The following is an 18,958-nucleotide window of genomic DNA, read 5'->3' as shown; positions in this document are numbered from 1 at the left end:
TGATATTTGTGTAAGCGGCAGCGGGTTGATATTGATGGATGGAGCATGAATGTATCCGCTGGATACGCCACACGGAGGTGGCATGCTCCGCCCGGCCCCTTGGCTGGGCGTTTTTTATACATGGTCAGTTGGCAACCTTCTGATGGGGGTTTGAGCAATTATTCCGGTTTGTCCAATGAGTTATCCCCAGCTTCTGGGGATAACTCAGAATGCAAAGTAGTAGCAGAAGCGGCGGGTCAGGTTGAAGAACTGCCGTTGTCCCTCATCGAGCTCTTCCTGTTTGATAAAAGCAGTGATGGTGCGTTCATCTTCCCGCAGATCGATCATGGCGACGGCTTCCGGCCGCTGGGCCTTGATATAGGGCAGGATCTTCGGCTTGAGGGGCATGGTGGGTTCGGTAGAGAGCACCAGTGCGATGCTCTCGTCGGAGAGTTTCACCAGTGAACCCGGTGGATAGACCCCCAGCACCTTGACCAGCAACTTGACCAGATTCTGGTCGAACTTCTTCTGGGATAACTTGTAGAGCTGGCTGATGGCCTGACTCGGCGCGGCCGGGTTACCGCTGTTGCGGGGATGGAGCAGCTCGTCGTAGAAGTCGACCAGCCCGATCAACCGCGCCAGCGGCGGGATCTCCCCGCCCTTGATCCCGAGCGGATAACCGCTGCCGTCGAGCCGCTCGTGGTGCAGATGGGCGACCTGACGGATTTTCGGTTCAAAGGCGTTGAGCTGGGTCAGCATCTCCAGCCCGTACTGGGGATGCATATTGAGGAAGTTCTGCTCGGCCTTGTTGAGATCCCCCCGTTTTTGGGTGATCTGGCTCGGGATTTTCAGTTCGCCGATATCGTGGATAAGTCCCGCAAGTCCCGTCTCCTCAATCTCGATGGGGTTCATGCCGAGTTCGCGGGCCATCAGCATGGCAATGAAAGCCACATTGAGGCTGTGTTGCAGCAAGATATCGGTGTGGGGGCTGCGAATAAGGTGGAGCCCGAGAGGCCCTTCATGCTGACTGAGGGTGAAGGCAGCATTGCGGACGATCTGGGCGGTATTGGCCAGCCCCTCATCCGGTTTGAGGTTCAGCGCCCCGAGTGCATCGCGCAGCTCGCTCATGGATTGGCCAAAGGCTTTGTCGGCGGCGCGCATGGAGCGGCGAAAGGCCTTTTCGTCAAAGGGGGGCGGGCCCGAGGCAATCAGCTCTTCCAACTCGTCAAGGTCAGGCCCGGCATCCGGGATATCGCCGCGCAGCAGCGGCTCGATGGGCAGATCGCTCTTGTCGGGGTCGACCATCAACAGGGTGAGATCAAGATGACGGAGAATGTCGAGTTGCTGCTGATCCTTGATCTTGAAGGTATTGAACATAAACGGGTGGTTAGTCCATCCCGTGGGGAGATGGATATAGTGGCCTACTCTCAATTGCTCTATCGAGGCTTGGATCAGTGCCATAGGTTAACCTGCATTTCATGAATGCCTACTCAACAAGCTAGCAAAATCCGATGGATAGACAACTAAAAATCCATTTCGGGGCTACGGAGCACCCCGTGCTGTGATGGTGCGCACGAGCGCTGTGCTTCTCCTCTTAATTCGCGCTTAAGTTTTACTTCCTACGCTGGCCCCGTCGTTTTTGTTGGCTTGGCCGGCCCGCTGCGCTGCAGGCCGGTATGTAGGAGTTGTTTATGCGTGTAGCCCTCGGTGTACTGCAGACCAATCTGTTGCTGGTGCTCTTTTTCGCCCTGGTACTGAACTGGCCAATGTTTTTGCATTTCTATACGGTGCTAAGTGCCCTGACCCATGTCAAAGCCGGATTTGCCATCTCGATCCCGCTGGTGCTGATCGCGGCGCTCAATGCCGTGTTTATTCCCTTCACGTTCCGGTTTGTGCTCAAGCCCTTTTTTACCGTGCTCATTTTGACTGGCTCCATCGTCAGCTACGCCATGCTCAAATACGGCGTCATCTTTGATGCAGGCATGATCCAGAACATAGTGGAGACCAACAGTGGTGAGGCCGGGGCCTATTTGAATGGCTCGGTTGCGCTCTGGTTTCTGCTGACCGGGCTGCTGCCTGTTCTGGTGCTCTGGTCACTGCGGATCCGCTATCCGGCTCGCTGGTATCAGGGGTTGGCGTGGCGGGCAGGTGCACTGGCTATCTCTCTGCTGTTTATCGGGGGCGTCGCGTCACTTTACTATCAGGATTACGCCTCGGTCGGGCGCAACAACAAGTCGCTGGCCAAAGAGATTGTGCCGGCCAACTATGTGCACGGCCTCTACAAATATGGGCGGGATGTGCTGTTTGCCACGCCGATCCCCTACCAGCATCTGGGGACAGATGCCAGGGTGGTGGCCCGGGGAAGCAAGCCGACTTTGATGTTCCTGGTGGTGGGGGAGACGGCGCGCAGCCAGAACTACTCCCTTAACGGGTATGGCAAGGCGACCAACAGCTTTACGGCAAAAGAGCAGGGGGTTGTGTCGTTCAAAGATGTGCGCTCTTGCGGGACTGCTACTGCGGTTTCGGTGCCCTGCATGTTCTCCAACCTCACGCGCCGTGGTTACGATGACCAGCTCGCCAGCTCCCGGGACGGCCTGCTCGATGTGCTGCAACATGCCGGAGTCTCGGTATTGTGGAAAGAGAACGATGGCGGCTGCAAAGGGGTGTGCCGCAATGTGCCGACCATCGAGATCCTTCCCAAATCCTATCCGGCGCTCTGTCAGGGGGAGTCTTGCTATGACGAGGTGCTGCTGGAGGGGCTGGATCAGCAGATTGCCGGCATGAAGGGCAACAAGCTGGTGGCTTTTCACCTGATGGGCAGCCATGGCCCGACCTATTTCCGTCGTTACCCTGCCAGCGAGCGCGTCTTTATGCCGGACTGCCCGCGCAGCGACATCGAAAACTGCAGCAACGAGGAGCTGGTCAATACCTATGACAACACCATCCGCTACACCGACAAGGTGGTGGGACTGCTGATAGACAAGCTCAAGTCGCTGGAGAGCCAGTACGATGTGGGACTGGTCTATCTCTCCGATCACGGTGAATCCCTCGGGGCCATGGGGCTCTATCTGCACGGCACGCCCTACAAGTTTGCGCCGGATGATCAGACCCGAGTGCCGCTGCTGACCTGGTTCTCACCTCAGTTACAGGCCGATCGCCAGCTGGATATGGGTTGCCTGGCGGAGGAGGCGAGCAGCCAGCGCTTCTCCCACGATAACCTGTTCCACTCCATGCTGGGGATCATGGATGTGCAGACCAAGGTTTACGACGGGGCTCTGGATCTGTTCAAACCGTGCCGGGCGGGCTAAACCGCCAGCAAGCACACAATAGAAAACGGCAGCCAGTGGCTGCCGTTTGGTTATCTCGCAAGATCAGTGTTTTACTTCTGCTCCATGATGATCTGCAGCAGATCCCCCTCCAGCAGGGCGCGCTTGACCAGCGCAAAGCCGCCATAGGTCGGCTGGTTCTGGAAGCGGGCTTTCACGATGGGCAGGCCACGGTGGAAGCTCGGCAGGGATTGATGCTCGACGCAGCGACGGATGGCCGGGAAGAGGATCTCTTCGGCGGCGGTGATTTCACCGGCGATCAGCACCTTCTGCGGGTTGAACAGGTTGACCGTAATAGCCACCGCTCGTCCCAGATGCTCACCCACGTTCTCGATCACGCTGCGGGCCAGTTCATCGCCCGCCAGCGCCGCCTTGCACACCTCCTGAATGGTGATGTGCTTCTCTTGCAGCGCGCTCTGGTGACCGCGGCTGATGAGCTCCTTCACCTTGTCGATGATCGCTTCGTTGGAGGCGATGGTCTCGAGGCAGCCGAAGTTGCCACAGTGGCAGCGCTTGCCGAGCGGCTCGACCTGAATATGGCCGATCTCGCCGACGTTGCGGTTCTGACCGAGGAACACCTGACCCTTGGTGATGATCCCGGAGCCCGTCCCCTGGTGAACACTCACCAGAATGGAGTCCATGCAGTCGCGGGACTCGCCGAAGAAGTGTTCGGCCAAAGCCAGTGAGCGGGTGTCGTTGCCCACGTAGCAGGGGAGGTTGAAGTGGTTCTCAAGCAGCTTCGCCAGTCCCAGATTGCGGATCTGGTACTTGGGGGTGTAGATGACCATACCGGATTCCGGGTTGACCAGACCCGGCATGGTCAGCGCGATGCTGATGAGGTTGCGACAACGTTCGCGGTTGGCATCGATAAAGGCACCAATCTCTCGCAGCAGCATGTCGACCACGGGTTGCTGGTCGATCTCGGTCACCTGAATGACGTGCTGGTCGAGCTCCTTGCCATCTAGGTCATAGAGACTCAGTTGCAGGTAGCCGCGGCCCAGCTTGGCAGAGACAAACTGAAAGCGATGTTTGATGGTGGTCAGGGAGATGGCACGCCGCCCGCCGGTTGAGGCTTGCGGAGAGGTCTCCTTGATCAGGCCATGCTCGATCAGTTGCCGGGTTATTTTGGTCACGCTGGCCGGGGCCAGCTGACTCAACTCGGCAATCTTGACCCGGGAGATGGGGCCTTGCAGGTCGATGAGCCGATACACGGCTGCACTGTTGACCTGCTTGATAAGATCTACGTTTGCTATTTGTCCGCCAGTCATGATGTCACTGTTGTGTGTAGTGTCCGTTAACCACGGTCCCACGGACCGTGAAGTCCTGATCGAAGACAGTGAGGTTGGCTACTTTACCGACCTGGATACTACCGAGACGTGAGTCCCATCCAATGGCGCGAGCGGGGTAGAGGCTGGCCATTCTCAGTGCTTCATCGAGCGGTAATCCGACCTGCTTGACCAGATTTTCCACCCCCTCAATCATGGTGAGGGAGGAACCGCCGAGTGTACCATTCTCGTCGACACACTGACCATCGCGTAAAAAGACGGTGGTGCCACAAAAATCAAATTTCTCAAAGCCTTCCGGTGCACCGGCTGCCGCGGTGGCATCGGTGACCAGCACCAGTCGCTCCCCCAGCGCCTTGTGAGCCAGACGCACGTTGGCCCAGTGCACATGGTGGCCATCGACGATGATGCCCGCATAGACATCTTTGCGATCGTAGATGGCGCCCACGACGCCCGGCTCGCGACCGTTGAGGGTCGGAGTCATGGCGTTGTAGAGGTGGGTCGCAAAGCGAATACCGTTATCGAACCCGGCCATCGCCTGATCGTAACTGGCGGCAGTGTGACCGGCCGAGACCAGAATGCCCGCTTCTACCAGACGGCGGATATGGGCCGGCTCGTTGCGTTCCGGTGCCAGGGTGATCTTGGTGATGGCATCCGCGTTGGCGCAAAAGAAGTCGATCATCTCGTCCGCTGGCTGGCGAATTTGCGCGGCAGGGTGGATCCCCTTGCGCTTGAGGTTGGTGTAAGGCCCTTCCAGATGGACGCCCAGCACCTCGTTGGGGTGTGCAGCCATGTAGTCGCGGGTCACCGCAACGGCCTGCTTCATGTCGGCATCTGGACTGGTGATCAGGGTCGGCAGGAAGCTGGTGGTACCGGATTTGAGGTTGGCCGCCTGCATGGTTGCCAGGGTCTCGACCGTGATCTCGGTGTTGAACATCACCCCGCCACAGCCGTTGAGCTGCACATCGATAAAACCGGCGGTCAGGTTGGCGCCTTTGAGGTCAATCTGCTCGATGCCCGCAGGCAGTTCGGCCAAGTGAGAGATGGCGACAATCTTGTCGCCCTCGATAAGCACCCCGTAGCCGGTCAGCACGCAGCTGCCAGTGTAGAGGGTGCAGTTGGTCAATGCGTACATGACGACTCCTTACAGACGGCCGATGTTGGCGGCTTCCAGCTGCTGGAAGTAGCGAACGGTCTTGACCTTGAGCTCCATGGTGGAGGGCTCGTCGCACACCATCATTCCCTTCGGATGCAGTTGCAGGGTGGAGATGGTCCACATGTGGTTGACGCTGCCTTCCACGGCGGCCTGCAGGGCCAGTGCCTTGCCGTGACCGGTGACTAGGATCATGATCTCTTCCGCATCCATCAGGGTGCCGACACCCACGGTCAGGGCCAGTTTGGGCACCTGCTCCATGTCGCCACCGAAGAAGCGGGAGTTGGCGATGCGGGTGTCTTCGGTCAGGGTCTTGACCCGGGTGCGGGAGGAGAGGGAAGAAGCCGGCTCGTTGAATGCGATGTGGCCGTCATTACCCACGCCACCCATGAACAGGTGGATCTTGCCGTAGGACTTGATCTTGTCTTCGTAGCGCTTGCACTCGGCCACCAGATCCTCGGCATTGCCGTTGAGGATGTTGATGTTCTCGGGACGAATGTCGATGTGGCTGAAGAAGTTGTTGTGCATGAAGCTGTGGTAGCTCTCCGGGTGATCTTCCGGCAGGCCGACGTACTCGTCCATGTTGAAGGTGACCACATTCTGGAAGCTCACTTCACCGGCTTTGTGCAACTCGATCAGGCGCTTGTAGGTGTTGAGCGGGGTGCCACCGGTGGGCAGGCCCAGTACGAAAGGGCGATCGCTGGTCGGCTTGAACGCGTTGATGCGGTCAACGATGTAACGAGCAGACCACAGGCCTACTTGGCTGGCAGATTTCAACGGGATCAGGCGCATATGGGATACCTCTGTGTCGGGTTGCGACCGGTTTGGCGGTGGCAATTGGCTAAGACGGATTCAAGTTGTTTTATAGCGTAAATAAAGATTGCGAACTAAGCCACATCTATCCACCACCTTTATCTTGTTTGGGTGATAACGATCACGATTATCGGTTTATTAATTTGCGCAGCGAAATAAAAGCCCTAGACTGCCAATCAAGCCTTGATGGCTTATGCGTCAAACGTGATAAGCACTTAATTTCTAGAAAAACATTAACTAAGGAGAGGAACCGTGAACATTCTCGGTTATTTGCAAAAGATCGGCCGTGCCCTGATGGTGCCGGTAGCGGTATTGCCTGCCGCCGCGATCCTGATGGGGGTTGGCTACTGGATTGACCCGAATGGTTGGGGTGGTGACAGTGCGCTGGCTGCCTTCCTGATTAAAGCGGGCGCAGCCATTATCGATAACATGTCCGTACTGTTCGCAGTCGGTGTCGCCTACGGTATGTCCAAGGATAAAGACGGTTCTGCTGCCCTGGCAGGTCTGGTCGGCTTCCTGGTCGTTACCACCCTGCTGAGCCCGGGCGCTGTGGCCCAGATCAAGAGCATCCCGGTGGAGCAGGTTCCTGCCGCGTTTGCCAAGATCAGCAACCAGTTCGTGGGTATCCTGTGTGGTGTTATCGCCGCTGAGCTGTACAACCGCTTCAGCAGCGTCGAGCTGCACAAGGCACTCTCCTTCTTCTCCGGTCGTCGTCTGGTACCGATCGTAACCTCCGTAGTGATGATCGTTGTATCCTTCATCCTGATGGCCGTATGGCCGGCAATCTACGGTGGTCTGGTCTCCTTCGGTGAGTCCATCGTGAGCCTGGGCTCTACCGGTGCCGGTATCTACGCCTTCTTCAACCGTCTGCTGATCCCGATCGGTCTGCACCACGCCCTGAACTCCGTGTTCTGGTTCAACGTGGCCGGTATCAACGACATCCCGAACTTCCTGGGTGGTCAGGCTACCATCGATGCCGCTCTGGCCGCTGGCAAGAGCCTGGAGCAGGTGAAAGGCGTGGTCGGTATGTACCAGGCTGGCTTCTTCCCCATCATGATGTTCGGTCTGCCGGGTGCCGCTCTGGCCATCTATCACTCCGCCAAGAAAGAGAACAAAGAGAAAGTTGCTTCCATCATGATTGCAGCTGCCTTTGCTTCCTTCTTCACCGGTGTAACCGAGCCGCTCGAGTTCTCCTTCATGTTCGTAGCGCCGGTACTGTATGTCATCCACGCCGTACTGACCGGTATCTCCGTGTTCATCGCTGCCTCCATGCAGTGGATGGCCGGTTTCGGTTTCAGTGCCGGTCTGGTGGATATGGTGCTCTCCAGCCGTAACCCGCTGGCGACCAACTGGTACATGCTGATTCCTCAGGGTCTGGTCTTCTTCGGCCTCTACTACACCGTGTTCCGCGTAGTGATTGCCAAGCTGAACCTGAAAACCCCGGGTCGTGAAGATGACGAAGATACTGCTCCGGCTGCAGCTCAATCTACCAACCGTACCGAGCTGGCCAAGCAATACCTGGAAGTGCTGGGTGGTCAAGAGAACCTGGTCTCCATCGATGCCTGCATCACCCGTCTGCGTCTGACTCTGAAAGACCGCAGCATCGTCGATGAGCGCAAGCTGAAAGCCCTGGGTGCGGCCGGTGTGGTCAAACTCGGTGAGCAGAACCTGCAGGTGATTCTGGGCCCATTGGCCGAAATCATCGCCGGTGAGATGAAAGCCCTGCGTTAATCGAGCGACTCGCTCACCTCAAGTCTAAGTCCATTGTTGACATAACTAAGGGCCCCGCTCAGGGGCCCCATATAAAAAAGCCAAGAAAATCCAACCTTTACTTCAAATGAGAGCAGCAGTTATGAACTTGAAACATTCTCTGTTAGCCATTGCCATGTCTACCGTTTTCGTCAGCCAGGTCCAGGCAGCCGATGCCGCTAAGCAGGCCGTGGTCGACTCCCTCGCCAACAACCTGGTGGTCAAGTATGAAGTGGTCACCAACGACGGTGCCGGTGCCGGCCTCGATTGCCAGGCGCTCGGTTCCGAGTGGGCGAGCTGTGGCGTTGCCAAGCTGCACCTGACCAATACCGGTGCGGACGTCACCTCCAAAGACTGGAGCATCTACGTCTCCTCCATCCGTCGTATCCAGCGTGTGGATAACGACCAGTTCACCATCACTCACCTGACCGGCGATCTCTATCGTTTGACGCCAACCGAGAAGTTCCAGGGCTTTGCCAAGGATGCCACGGTCGAAGTGCCGCTGGTGGTGGAATACTGGGTGCTGTTCGAATCCGACATCATGCCGAACTGGTATGTCGCCAGCGAAGGTGCCGAGCCGAAAGTACTGGCCAGCATGAGCAACATCAATGATGCCAGCACCTACGAGAAGCCGATGCCGGCTGATGGCTGGAAGCGTACCAAGGATGACAAGAACATCCTGATGAACAGCGAGACCCGTTTCGCGGCCAACCAGACCAGCACTCTGCTGCCGGCTGGCAAGATTGACAACCAGATCCTGCCGACCCCGATGAAGCAGGTAGTCAAAGCTGGTCCGCAGGTTGACTTCTCCACCATCAAACTCAATGCCCTGGACTTGCCGAGCGATCGCGCCGAGGCCCTGAAGGCTCAACTGACCAAGCTGGGTGTTACCCTCTCCGACACCGGCTACCCGGTGACCATCAAGCTCGGCAGCAAGCTCAAGCAGGCTGAAGGCTATGACATGACCATCGGTCAGAAGGGCACCGTGATCCAGGGTCGCGACATCGACGGGGCATTCTGGGGTGCACAATCCCTGATCTCCCTGCTGGGTGTTGATGACAAGCTGGTGAGCCCGATGACCGTCGAAGATGCGCCGCGCTTTGAATACCGTGGCATGCAGACCGACGTGGCCCGCCACTTCCGCAGTCTGGATACCATGAAGAAGCTGGTTGACCAGATGTCTACCATGAAGCTCAACGTGCTGCACCTTGGCCTGACCAACGATGAAGGCTGGCGTCTGGAGATCCCGGGTCTGCCGGAGCTGACCCAGGTCGGTAGCCAGCGTTGCCACGACGAGTCCGAAACCAAGTGCCTGATGCCGCAACTGGGTTCCGGCCCGACCAGCGACAACCAGGGTTCCGGTTTCTACAGCAAGTCTGACTACGTGGATCTGGTGCGTTATGCCAAGGCCCGCGGTGTGACCGTGATCCCCGAGATCAACATGCCGGCTCACGCCCGTGCTGCCGTGGTCTCCATGGAAGCGCGCTACAAGCGTCTGATGGCGGAAGGCAAAGAAGCGGAAGCCAACCAGTTCCGTCTGACTGATCCGGCTGACACCTCCAACGTCACCTCCGTCCAGTTCTACGACAAGATGTCCTTCATCAACCCTTGCCAGCCAGGTGCTGCCACCTTCGTGGCCAAGGTAATGGATGAAGTTGCCCAGATGCATCAGGCCGCCGGTCAGCCGCTGACCGCATGGCACTACGGTGGTGATGAGGCGAAGAACATCATGCAGGGCGGTGGCTATCAGGATCCGGCCATCACCAAGAAAGAAGAGCTGGTCGCCTGGAAAGGCAACGTCGACTCCAGCAAGCAGGACAAGCCGTTTGGCAAGTCCCCGATGTGCCAGAAGATGATCGACGAAGGCAAGATCAAGGAAGTGGGCGAGCTGCCGGTTTACTTCGCCAAGGAAGTGGGCCAGATGGTCAAAGACCGCGGCTTCTCTACCCTGCAGGCGTGGGAAGACGGTCTGAAGTACGCCAGCGGTGCCAAGGACTTCGCCACCGACAACACCCGTGTCAACTTCTGGGAAACCCTCTACTGGGGTGGCTTCAACGAAGCGATGAAGTGGGCCCACAAGGGTTACCAAGTAGTGCTGTCCAACCCGGATTACCTCTACTTCGACTTCCCGAACGAAGTACACCCGGCCGAGCGTGGCTACTACTGGGCAACCCGTTTCAACGACACCCGCAAGGTGTTCGCCTTCGCCCCGGAAAACCTGCCGCAGAACGCCGAGACCTCGGTTGACCGCGATGGCAACGCCTTCGTGGCCAAGGGTGACCAGGATCCGGTCAAGTTCAAGGGGATCTCCGGTCAGCAGTGGAGTGAAACCGTGCGTACCGATGCTCAGTACGAGTACATGGTTTACCCGCGTATCTTCTCCGTGGCTGAGCGTGCCTGGCACAAAGGTGGCTTCGAGCTGAACTATGTGAAGGGTCGCGAGTTCTCCGGCGAGACCAAGTTCGTCAACAAGGCCACACTCAACAAAGAGTGGAACCAGTTTGCCAACGTGCTGGGTCAGCGCGTGCTGCCGAAACTGGATCAGGCCGGTGTTGAATACCGCCTCTCCGTACCGGGTGCCAAGGTAGTGAACGGTGTGCTGGAAGCGAACGTAGATCTGCCGGGTCTGCCCATCCAGTACAGCCTGGACGGTACCAACTGGAGTGCCTATGACGCAGCGGCCAAGCCGAACGTGAATGGCAAGGTCTACCTGCGTACCATCAGCTTCGATGGCAAGCGCACCAGCCGCGTCACCGAACTGAACTGATAGCAGTCAACCGTTAACATGAGGTGGGTCGCAAGACCCGCCTTTCCCAAGGGCGATGGCGCATCGGGTTTGGGAAAGGTTGACTGTGCGTGTGAGCCTTTGTTGTGTGTAATTGTCTGTTTTGTGTTTTTCATCACTTTCAGCCCCGCCTCGTGCGGGGCTTTTTTATGCATTTGGTGTGCAATGTGCCAAGCCACGCCGTTTTTAGCGGTGCAATGGCCGGGAAATGGCCCGGAAGTGCCAAATTCAGGTTGAGACAGCGCCCGTAATAAGGGATCATACCCGGCTTGACGGCGGGGGGATGAGGGTGCCAGCCGGCACAACTTCCGCCAGTGACGCTTTTTTGAGGTGAGCCATGAGTCAGGCGAACAGCCCAACTAACTTTATTCGTCAGATCATTGATGAAGATCTGGCCAGCGGTAAGCACAGCAGCGTGCATACCCGTTTTCCGCCCGAGCCGAACGGTTATCTCCATATCGGCCACGCCAAGTCCATCTGCCTGAACTTCGGCATCGCCCGCGACTATCAGGGCCAGTGCAACCTGCGTTTCGATGACACCAACCCGGTGAAGGAAGATATCGAGTACGTAGAGTCCATCAAGCAGGACGTTCAGTGGCTCGGCTTCCAGTGGAATGGCGAGATCTGCTACTCCTCCGACTATTTCGACAAGCTGCATGGCTACGCCATCGAGCTGATTGAAAAGGGTCTGGCCTATGTGGACGAGCTGACGCCCGAGCAGATGCGTGAGTACCGTGGCACCCTGACTGAAGCTGGCAAGAACAGCCCGTTCCGCGATCGCAGCGTGGAAGAGAACCTGGCGCTGTTTGCCAAGATGAAGAACGGCGAGTTCGCCGAAGGCACCGCCTGCCTGCGCGCCAAGATCGACATGGCTTCTCCCTTCATGGTGATGCGCGATCCGGTTATCTACCGTATCAAGTTTGCCCATCACCACCAGACCGGTGACAAGTGGTGCATCTACCCGATGTATGACTTCACTCACTGCATCTCGGACGCGCTGGAAGGGATCACCCACTCCATCTGTACTCTGGAGTTCCAGGACAACCGTCGTCTGTACGACTGGGTGCTGGACAACATCACCATCGACTGCCACCCGCGTCAGTACGAGTTCTCTCGTCTGAACCTCGAATACACCGTCATGTCCAAGCGCAAGCTGAACCTGCTGGTGACCGAGAAGCACGTCGATGGTTGGGACGACCCGCGCATGCTGACCGTCTCCGGTCTGCGTCGTCGTGGTTACACCCCGGCCTCCATCCGCGAGTTCTGCAAGCGCATCGGCGTCACCAAGCAGGACAACATCGTCGAGATGAGCATGCTGGAAGCCTGCATCCGTGAAGACCTCAACGAGAATGCGCCGCGCGCCATGGCCGTGCTGCATCCGGTGAAAGTGGTCATCGAGAACCTGGCTGCCGACGAAGTGCTGACTGCCCCGGCCCACCCGAGCAATGCCGAGATGGGTACCCGCGAGCTGAACTTTACCCGCGAAATCTTCATCGACGAAGCGGACTTCAAAGAAGAGGCGAACAAGCAGTTCAAGCGTCTGGTGCTGGGCAAGGAAGTGCGTCTGCGCAATGCCTATGTGATCAAGGCCGAGCGCATCGAGAAGGACGCCGATGGCAAAGTCACCTGCATCTACTGCTCCTACGATCCCGAGACTCTGGGCAAGGATCCGGCCGATGGCCGCAAGGTGAAAGGGGTGATCCACTGGGTCAGCGCTACTCACTCCCTGCCAGCGGAAGTGCGTCTCTACGACCGTCTGTTCAAGGTACCGAACCCGGGCGCCGAGGATGACTTCGAAGCCGCGCTGAACCCGGAATCCCTGGTGATCATCGAGGGGGCCCGTGTTGAGGCTTCGCTCAAGAACGCCAAGCCGGAGCAGGCTTACCAGTTCGAGCGTGAAGGTTACTTCTGCGCCGACAACAAGCTCTCCAGCCCGGAACATCTGGTGTTCAACCGCACCGTTGCCCTGCGCGACTCCTGGGGAAAGGTAGAAGGCTAAGCCGATGGGGCAGGGGAGACCCTGCCCTGTGTGCTGCCAGCGGCCTTCGCCGGACAATAAAAAAGCCAGCATCAGCTGGCTTTTTTATTGTTCGTTATCTGCAAGTCGCGGCCGACTTATTCGTCGTGCTTGCACTCACCGGTAGCACAGTGACCGTAGAGGTAGAGGCTGTGGTTGGTGAGACGGATATTGAATTTCTTGGCGATCTCGCGCTGACGCTGTTCGATCACTTCGTCGGAGAACTCGATCACTTTGCCGCAGTCGAGGCAAACCAGGTGGTCGTGGTGCTCCTGAGTGGCCAGTTCGAATACCGACTTGCCACCTTCGAAGTGGTGACGGGTAACGATACCGGCATCATCAAACTGGTTGAGAACGCGATAGACGGTAGCGAGACCAATCTCTTCACCCAGGTCGATCAGTCGTTTATAGAGATCTTCGGCGCTGGTGTGCTGGCAGTCCGGCTGTTGCAGGATTTCCAGGATTTTGACCCGGGGCAAGGTGATCTTGAGCCCGGCCTTTTTTAACGCTTGGTTGTTGTCTGCCATATTCTACTTATTCGCATTCTCGAAGGTGGGGTTATTCTGATGGACTGCCGCAGGAATGGCAACCTTGAACTCGCTTGGCCTGTCATTATAGGTCGTAGCCTCCCTAAAAATAAACCTAGCAATTCAAGGGGTTTAGCCATAAATGGCCGGTTGGATTGAAATAATCAATCGTGTTGTCCGACTTGCTGGCATGGCAGATGTTGATAAGATGTAACTTTCATATTCTGGTCGGATGAGATCCATGGATTGGCTTTTTGACAATGCGGCCTGGGTGCGCCGCGCACTCAACGCTTGGCCCCCTTTCTGGGGTGCCGGTATCAAGATAGAGACCCTGAGCGATGACTTTCGCTACTGCCGGGTGACCCTCAAATCCCGCTGGTGGAACAAGAACGCCAACCGCACCCAGTTTGGCGGCAGCATGTTTGCCATGACGGACCCCATCTATCCGCTGATGCTGATGGGCTACTTCAAGAATCGCTACTATGTCTGGGACAAGGCGGGCAGCATCAACTACATCAAGCCGGGCAAGGGCAAGCTGGTGGCCGAGTTCAACCTGACCGAGGGCAAGCTGGACGAAATCGTGGCGGCGACTGAAGGTGGCAACAAACACTTCCCAGAATTCGAGGTCTCGGTGCAGGACAAGAGCGGCGAGCTGGTGGCGCAGGTCAAGCGCACCCTCTATGTGCGGGCCAAACCGGAGCACAGAGGTGAATAACAGGGGAGAATAAAGGCAGGCATCGCAACAAGCAGATACAACAAGGGCCCCGTCGGGGCCCTTGTTGTCAGAGAGAAGAGGGGAGGCGGATTACTCCAGCTCGCCCAGGCACATCTCTTCGTGCAGCTGCTTGCACCAGCCCTTGACGCGCTCGGCAGTCAGCTCCGGCTGGCGATCTTCATCGATACCCAGACCGACAAAGTGCTTGTCATCGACCAGTGCCTTTGAGGCTTCGAACTCGTAGCCGGCAGTCGGCCAGTGACCGATGATGATGGCGCCTTTGGCTTCGACGATGTCGCGCAGTGTGCCCATGGCGTCGAGGAAGTACTCGGAATAGTCTTCCTGATCACCGCAACCGAAGATGGCGACCAGCTTGTTGGTGAAGTCGATTTCGCCCAGATCGGGGAAGAAGTCGTCCCAGTCGGCCTGGGCTTCGCCGTAGTACCAAGTCGGGATGCCGAACATCAGCAGATCAAAGCTCTCGATGTCGGCCTTGCTGCTCTTGGCGATGTCACGGACTTCAATCAGGTTTTTGCCCAGCTCTTTCTGGATCATCTTGGCGACAGCTTCGGTGTTACCGGTATCGCTGCCAAAAAACAGACCTACACTTGCCATAGTGTTTAGTTACCCGTATTTGGTGTTAATGCTCAACGCTCAGACTGCAATGTCCACCGCAAAGGCGGACTCAATCTGTTGTTTCAGGATAGATTGGATCAGCTCGGCTCGGCTGATGTTCTGTTGTAACGCAAGTTGGTTCAGGCGCTCCAGCAACTCGGCCTCCACCTTTAACTCTACCCGCTTCAGCCCATTTTCCCGATCGCGCTTAAGCTGGTTACGCTTGTTGATCTTGAGCTGGGTCTCGCGGGGGAGTGGATTGGTCTTTGGCCTGCCGGGGCGCTTCTCATTTGCGAACAGATCCAGTGTTGTTCGATCAGTTTGCTGTTTGGCCATACATCACAGATGAAAATAAGTTAGCCGAGTCCTGAGCCTTCCCAGCCCAGTTCGATCAGCCCCTTGGCGACAAAACCCGCACAACCCAGAAACAGTACCAACCAGACGATAAAACGACCGAAACGGGGCACGTTGCCGCGCTTGAGCACGTCCTGAATGGCCAGGCCAATCAATATGAAAATGGCCACAAAGAATAACTTGAGGCCCAAACTTTCGATCAGGTCGATATGTTCACTTAGCATGGATTGCGCACACTCCTTATGACGGGCGCACTATATCACAAAGGATTTGAAACTGTTAACCGCCTGTCGACAGGAAATCCACAACCAATTTGTTGAACAGAGCCGGTTTTTCCGCATGCAGCCAGTGGCCGGTACCCGCGATGACACGCACCTTTGCCGCCGGGAATTGGGCCAGTGCCGTCTCGCTGTATTGGGGCTGCATATAGTCAGAACCCCCCCCCTTGATAAAGAGCACAGGCCCCTCGAAGCGATGCTCATCCTCTGGCCAGCCCATGATGTTGGCGTAGTTTTGCTCAAGGGCGGGCACATTGAAGCGCCAACCCCAGCCATGCTCGCCTCTGGCGAACGATTTGAGCAGGAACTGGCGTACCCCGGCGATCTCGATATGCTGCGCCAGCATGGCTTCCGCTTCACTGCGGCTTTGCGGCGGCGTGCGCAGTGTGGCGTTGAGTCCGGCAAAGACATTCTGGTGGCGGGAGTGAGGATAGGCGACCGGTGCCATGTCGGCCACCACCAGCTTGGTCACCCGCTCTGGCGCCAGCTTGGCGACCTGCATCGCCACCTTGCCACCCATCGAGTGGCCAATCAGGGTCGCTTCGGCAATCTTCAGCCGATCCATCAGGGTGAGGATATCGGCCGCTTGTGCCGGATAGCTCATCTCGCTGCTATGAAAGGAGGCGCCGTGGTTGCGCAGATCGACGCTGATGACCCGGTACTGTTCGCAGAGGGCTCGGGCCAGCAGGCCGAGGTTGTCGAGGCTGCCAAACAGGCCGTGGATCAGAATGACCGCCGGGCCCTGACCTTGCTCCTTGAAGTTCAATATGCTGTTTTGTTGCAAAATGACACCTTGTCGGTCGTGGGTGCGTATCGCTGTTTTATTTAACGCACTGGAAAGAAAAGGATTTCGTCCAATGGATTGGGATTTTATGTAGTTTTTTTTCTAAAAAATCCCGTCCGGATCGGCTATCAGTGCGGCTGATCACACACTTGGCCCGCTATTATGCCGTATTCTCGATGAGATTCATGTACATCTGCCAGCCCCTTGCTTGGGCTGTCGGGTTTGCCTATGTATAATCGCCGCATCCGAATTTCGACGAGTCCAGCGCATCCCTATGAAAACCATCGAGCTTGATGACGATCTCTACTTCTATATCGCCAGCCAGACCCGGCACATTGGTGAGAGTGCCTCCGATATCCTGCGCCGTCTGCTGGAACAGCCTGCTCACCAAGGTGTGCCGGTTGCCGAGCCCGTTGCCGTCGCGCAGCCCAGTACGGTAGCCACCCAACAAGGGCTGCAAGCCTTGCTCGATTCCAGTGAGCTGCAAAAAGAAGAGAAGTCCATCAACCGCTTTATGCTGGTGCTGAGTACCCTCTACCGGGATAACCCGGAAGGCTTTACCCAGGCTACCGAAATCAAGGGGCGCAAGCGCGTCTATTTCTCGCAGGATCCCGAGGCTCTGCGCGCCAGTGGCAGCACCACCAAGCCCAAGCCGGTACCGGAGACCCCGTTCTGGGTGATCACCAACACCAACACCAGCCGCAAGCAGAACATGGTGGCCCAGCTGATGGCCAGCATGGGCTATGGCGAAGAGGTGATCGCGCAGGTGTGCGGCGCCATTTAACGATTCTTCAAGACTCAGGCCTTGCCCGGCAAGGCCGCCATTACGCAAGGAAAACGCCATGGCTCAGCATTCCCACGCCGGTCAACCGGCCCGTTTAAGCGACCTGACCAATATCCCCCGTCTGGTCAGCGCCTACTACCTCAACAAGCCGGACATGAGCCGCCCCGAGCAGCGGGTTGCCTTTGGTACCTCCGGCCACCGTGGCAGTGCCTTGCACAGCGCCTTTACCGAATCCCATATTCTGGCGGTGACCCAGGCGCTGGTGGAGTATCGCCAGCAGGCCGGCATCACTGGCCCGCTGTTTGTCGGCATGGATACCCACGCCCTGTCTGAATCCGCCTTTGCCAGCGCCGTCGAAGTGCTGGCGGCCAACGGCGTCGAGACCCACATTCAGGCTGGCCTCGGCTTTACCCCGACCCCGGTCATTTCGCACGCCATCCTACGCCACAACTCTGGCAAAGAGGGGGCCAGCAAACCTGCTGCACGTGCTGACGGCGTGGTGATCACCCCGTCTCACAACCCGCCGGAAGATGGTGGCTTCAAGTACAACCCGCCCCACGGTGGCCCTGCCGAAGGGGAGATCACCAAGTGGGTGGAGGATCGTGCCAACGCCATTCTGGAAGCGGGTCTGGCTGGCGTGAAACGGATGCCGTTTGCCGAGGCGCTCAAGAGCCCGTTCGTGGTCGAGCACGACTATGTCACCCCTTACGTGGATGACCTGAAAAACGTGCTGGACATGGATGCCATCAAGAATGCGGGCATCAAGATCGGTGTCGATCCGCTGGGCGGCTCCGGCGTCGCCTACTGGGACGTCATCGCCAAGACCTACGGCCTGAACATCGAGGTGGTGAACTACAAGGTCGACCCGACCTTCTCCTTCATGACCCTGGATAAAGATGGCAAGATCCGGATGGACTGCTCCAGCCCGTTCGCCATGGCGAGCCTGATCGCTCTCAAGGACAAGTTCGACATCGCCCTTGGCAACGATCCTGACTACGACCGTCACGGTATCGTTACCAAGTCTGGCCTGATGAACCCGAACCACTATCTGGCGGTGGCAATCCAGTATCTGTTTACCCATCGCACCGGCTGGTCTGCCGATGCAGCCGTTGGCAAGACGCTGGTCTCCTCATCCATGATTGACCGGGTGGCCGGCGAGATTGGCCGCACCCTGAAAGAGGTGCCGGTCGGCTTCAAGTGGTTCGTGGATGGCCTCTACAGCGGTGAGTTCGGTTTTGGTGGCGAGGAGAGCGCGGGCGCCTCCTTCCTGCGTAAAGATGGCACCGTCTGGACCACCGACAAGGATGGTTTCATTCTGGCGCTGCTGGCTGCGGAAATTCTGGCGGTGACCGGCAAGGATCCGCAGGCCCACTACGACGCACTGGAAGCCAAGTTTGGTCGCTCCAGCTATCGCCGTATCGACGCCCCGGCCAACAGTGCCCAGAAAGCGGTGCTCTCCAAGCTGGATCCGGCACTGGTGGAAGCCTCAACGCTTGCCGGTGAGCCCATCATCGCCAAGCTGACCAAGGCGCCGGGCAACGATGCAGCCATCGGTGGTCTCAAGGTGGTGACCGAGAACGGCTGGTTCGCGGCGCGCCCCTCCGGCACCGAGTCCATCTACAAGATCTATATGGAGAGCTTCAAGGGCGACGCGCACCTAGATCTGATCCAGCAGGAAGCCCAGCAGATCGTCTCTGCAGCGCTGGCCAAGGCAGGCGTATAAGCCACCTTCCTGTCGCTGACCGTTGACAAAAGAGGAGCCGCAATGGCTCCTCTTGTTTATGCGCGGATTGAGG

Annotated in this window: 16 protein-coding genes; 7 read left to right on the top strand and 9 right to left on the bottom strand. The window is 57.7% G+C overall.

Annotated features, from left to right (window positions below; translation table 11 throughout):
• Positions 1-204: 204 nt before the first annotated feature.
• Positions 205-1,440, bottom strand: coding sequence for an HD-GYP domain-containing protein (locus tag ACB040_RS09445; protein WP_040066103.1), 1,236 nt, complete (start codon positions 1,438-1,440; stop codon positions 205-207).
• A gap of 230 nt (positions 1,441-1,670) precedes the next feature.
• Between ACB040_RS09445 and ACB040_RS09440 the strand changes: the two genes are divergently transcribed.
• Positions 1,671-3,287, top strand: coding sequence for a phosphoethanolamine--lipid A transferase (locus tag ACB040_RS09440; RefSeq protein WP_338771695.1), 1,617 nt, complete (start codon positions 1,671-1,673; stop codon positions 3,285-3,287).
• Positions 3,288-3,358: 71 nt separating this feature from the next.
• On the opposite strand, the gene ACB040_RS09435 is transcribed toward ACB040_RS09440, so the two are convergent.
• The 3 genes from ACB040_RS09435 to nagB are packed head-to-tail and all read right to left on the bottom strand — an operon-like array spanning position 3,359 to position 6,533.
• Positions 3,359-4,573 carry an ROK family protein gene (locus ACB040_RS09435; protein WP_005334312.1) on the bottom strand — a complete coding sequence of 405 codons (1,215 nt, stop codon included), beginning with the start codon at positions 4,571-4,573 and terminating at the stop codon, positions 3,359-3,361.
• A 4-nt stretch (positions 4,574-4,577) separates the two neighbouring features.
• Positions 4,578-5,723 carry an N-acetylglucosamine-6-phosphate deacetylase gene (gene nagA, locus ACB040_RS09430; RefSeq protein WP_064336859.1) on the bottom strand — a complete coding sequence of 382 codons (1,146 nt, stop codon included), beginning with the start codon at positions 5,721-5,723 and terminating at the stop codon, positions 4,578-4,580.
• 9 nt (positions 5,724-5,732) lie between these two features.
• Positions 5,733-6,533, bottom strand: coding sequence for a glucosamine-6-phosphate deaminase (nagB, locus tag ACB040_RS09425; protein ID WP_005334308.1), 801 nt, complete (start codon positions 6,531-6,533; stop codon positions 5,733-5,735).
• 273 nt (positions 6,534-6,806) lie between these two features.
• Here nagB and nagE point away from each other — a divergent pair, with 273 nt between their 5' ends.
• The 3 genes from nagE (at position 6,807) to glnS (ending at position 13,087) form a co-directional block, all read left to right on the top strand.
• Complete coding sequence (gene nagE / locus ACB040_RS09420; RefSeq protein ID WP_021231106.1) at positions 6,807-8,285, top strand: N-acetylglucosamine-specific PTS transporter subunit IIBC; 1,479 nt, start codon at positions 6,807-6,809, stop codon at positions 8,283-8,285.
• Positions 8,286-8,406: 121 nt separating this feature from the next.
• Positions 8,407-11,070 carry a beta-N-acetylhexosaminidase gene (locus ACB040_RS09415; RefSeq protein ID WP_371154444.1) on the top strand — a complete coding sequence of 888 codons (2,664 nt, stop codon included), beginning with the start codon at positions 8,407-8,409 and terminating at the stop codon, positions 11,068-11,070.
• Between the two features lie 355 nt (positions 11,071-11,425).
• Positions 11,426-13,087 carry a glutamine--tRNA ligase gene (gene glnS / locus ACB040_RS09410; protein WP_005350535.1) on the top strand — a complete coding sequence of 554 codons (1,662 nt, stop codon included), beginning with the start codon at positions 11,426-11,428 and terminating at the stop codon, positions 13,085-13,087.
• Positions 13,088-13,203: 116 nt separating this feature from the next.
• Here glnS and fur read toward each other — a convergent pair whose 3' ends face one another.
• The gene (gene fur, locus ACB040_RS09405; RefSeq protein ID WP_005334301.1) at positions 13,204-13,632 is read right to left on the bottom strand and encodes a ferric iron uptake transcriptional regulator; all 429 of its coding nucleotides are present in this window, start codon (positions 13,630-13,632) and stop codon (positions 13,204-13,206) included.
• A gap of 241 nt (positions 13,633-13,873) precedes the next feature.
• On the opposite strand from fur, the gene ACB040_RS09400 reads away from it, so the two are divergent.
• A complete protein-coding gene (locus ACB040_RS09400; protein WP_371154447.1) occupies positions 13,874-14,347 on the top strand; it encodes a DUF4442 domain-containing protein in 474 nt (157 codons plus the stop codon).
• 90 nt (positions 14,348-14,437) lie between these two features.
• Here the strand turns inward: ACB040_RS09400 and fldA are convergent, their stop codons facing one another.
• Genes fldA through ACB040_RS09380 form a run of 4 tightly spaced genes read right to left on the bottom strand, consistent with a single transcriptional unit; the run spans position 14,438 to position 16,378 of the window.
• Positions 14,438-14,962 (bottom strand): flavodoxin FldA, encoded by a 525-nt coding sequence (gene fldA / locus ACB040_RS09395; RefSeq protein WP_005334298.1) that lies wholly within the window; start codon positions 14,960-14,962, stop codon positions 14,438-14,440.
• Positions 14,963-15,001: 39 nt separating this feature from the next.
• Positions 15,002-15,298: a LexA regulated protein gene (ybfE, locus tag ACB040_RS09390; RefSeq protein ID WP_005334297.1), complete on the bottom strand. Its 297-nt coding sequence runs from the start codon at positions 15,296-15,298 to the stop codon at positions 15,002-15,004.
• A gap of 20 nt (positions 15,299-15,318) precedes the next feature.
• Complete coding sequence (locus ACB040_RS09385) at positions 15,319-15,540, bottom strand: DUF2788 domain-containing protein (protein WP_005334296.1); 222 nt, start codon at positions 15,538-15,540, stop codon at positions 15,319-15,321.
• Between the two features lie 55 nt (positions 15,541-15,595).
• Entirely contained in the window at positions 15,596-16,378 is a 783-nt protein-coding gene (locus tag ACB040_RS09380; RefSeq protein WP_371154450.1) for an alpha/beta fold hydrolase, read from the bottom strand.
• Between the two features lie 274 nt (positions 16,379-16,652).
• On the opposite strand from ACB040_RS09380, the gene seqA reads away from it, so the two are divergent.
• Positions 16,653-17,162, top strand: a complete 510-nt coding sequence (gene seqA / locus ACB040_RS09375) for a replication initiation negative regulator SeqA (protein WP_227094906.1) — start codon at positions 16,653-16,655, stop codon at positions 17,160-17,162.
• 58 nt (positions 17,163-17,220) lie between these two features.
• Entirely contained in the window at positions 17,221-18,885 is a 1,665-nt protein-coding gene (pgm, locus tag ACB040_RS09370) for a phosphoglucomutase (alpha-D-glucose-1,6-bisphosphate-dependent) (protein WP_371154453.1), read from the top strand.
• Positions 18,886-18,958 lie beyond the last annotated feature (73 nt).

The organism is Aeromonas sp. S11(2024), from assembly GCF_041402345.1.
In the GTDB taxonomy this organism is placed as follows: domain Bacteria; phylum Pseudomonadota; class Gammaproteobacteria; order Enterobacterales; family Aeromonadaceae; genus Aeromonas; species Aeromonas veronii.
The sequence above is the reverse complement of the archived record's forward strand: the minus strand, read 5'-3'. Positions and strand labels throughout refer to the sequence as shown.

Coding starts and splice junctions, on each gene's coding strand:
- ACB040_RS09445 (WP_040066103.1), bottom strand. CDS start 1,440: ATGGCACTGATCCAAGCCTCGATAGAGCAATTGAGAGTAGGCCACTAT.
- ACB040_RS09440 (WP_338771695.1), top strand. CDS start 1,671: ATGCGTGTAGCCCTCGGTGTACTGCAGACCAATCTGTTGCTGGTGCTC.
- ACB040_RS09435 (WP_005334312.1), bottom strand. CDS start 4,573: ATGACTGGCGGACAAATAGCAAACGTAGATCTTATCAAGCAGGTCAAC.
- nagA (WP_064336859.1), bottom strand. CDS start 5,723: ATGTACGCATTGACCAACTGCACCCTCTACACTGGCAGCTGCGTGCTG.
- nagB (WP_005334308.1), bottom strand. CDS start 6,533: ATGCGCCTGATCCCGTTGAAATCTGCCAGCCAAGTAGGCCTGTGGTCT.
- ACB040_RS09415 (WP_371154444.1), top strand. CDS start 8,407: ATGAACTTGAAACATTCTCTGTTAGCCATTGCCATGTCTACCGTTTTC.
- glnS (WP_005350535.1), top strand. CDS start 11,426: ATGAGTCAGGCGAACAGCCCAACTAACTTTATTCGTCAGATCATTGAT.
- fur (WP_005334301.1), bottom strand. CDS start 13,632: ATGGCAGACAACAACCAAGCGTTAAAAAAGGCCGGGCTCAAGATCACC.
- ACB040_RS09400 (WP_371154447.1), top strand. CDS start 13,874: ATGGATTGGCTTTTTGACAATGCGGCCTGGGTGCGCCGCGCACTCAAC.
- fldA (WP_005334298.1), bottom strand. CDS start 14,962: ATGGCAAGTGTAGGTCTGTTTTTTGGCAGCGATACCGGTAACACCGAA.
- ybfE (WP_005334297.1), bottom strand. CDS start 15,298: ATGGCCAAACAGCAAACTGATCGAACAACACTGGATCTGTTCGCAAAT.
- ACB040_RS09385 (WP_005334296.1), bottom strand. CDS start 15,540: ATGCTAAGTGAACATATCGACCTGATCGAAAGTTTGGGCCTCAAGTTA.
- seqA (WP_227094906.1), top strand. CDS start 16,653: ATGAAAACCATCGAGCTTGATGACGATCTCTACTTCTATATCGCCAGC.
- pgm (WP_371154453.1), top strand. CDS start 17,221: ATGGCTCAGCATTCCCACGCCGGTCAACCGGCCCGTTTAAGCGACCTG.